The 463-nt window shown below is 40.6% G+C and carries 1 pseudogene; it reads left to right on the top strand.

Annotation, left to right across the window (positions count from 1 at the left end):
- Nucleotides 1–463 (top strand): annotated as a pseudogene (locus MP477_RS22890) (gliding motility-associated C-terminal domain-containing protein); the annotation flags it as partial.

Genomic DNA, 463 nt, shown 5'->3' with positions numbered 1-463 from the left:
GGCTACTGCTACCATCAGATTACAGTTTCACCCGACAGTAGTACTGAGAGATGCCCAGATGGAAAACTGTTATATCCCGGATAACATCATGTTCTCAACATTTGATCTTACTCATGCAGACATTGGCGTTCCAAACCCACTCCCAGCAGGAAATGTTTTAAAGTATTACAAAACAATGAATGATGCATTAAGCCAGTCTAATCCAATTGCTATTCCTGATGCTTATCTTTCAACAAGTACTATTGTATATGCAAGAGTGAACAATGCACAGCAATGTTTTGCCATTGCCAAAATCACACTAAAAGTTCTCCCACCGGTAAAATCTACCGTGCTGAAAGATAAAGTGATCTGCGCTGAAGGAACAACTACATTGGATGCAGGACCTGGATTTGACGGTTACGAATGGAGTACCGGAGAAACCACACAAATCATCAATAATGTAGGAATAGGAACATACTGGGTA

The sequence above is a fragment of the Chryseobacterium sp. WG23 genome (assembly GCF_024586575.1).
Taxonomy (GTDB): domain Bacteria; phylum Bacteroidota; class Bacteroidia; order Flavobacteriales; family Weeksellaceae; genus Chryseobacterium.
Note: the sequence above shows the minus strand (reverse complement) of the source record. Positions and strands in the feature narration are given on the sequence as shown.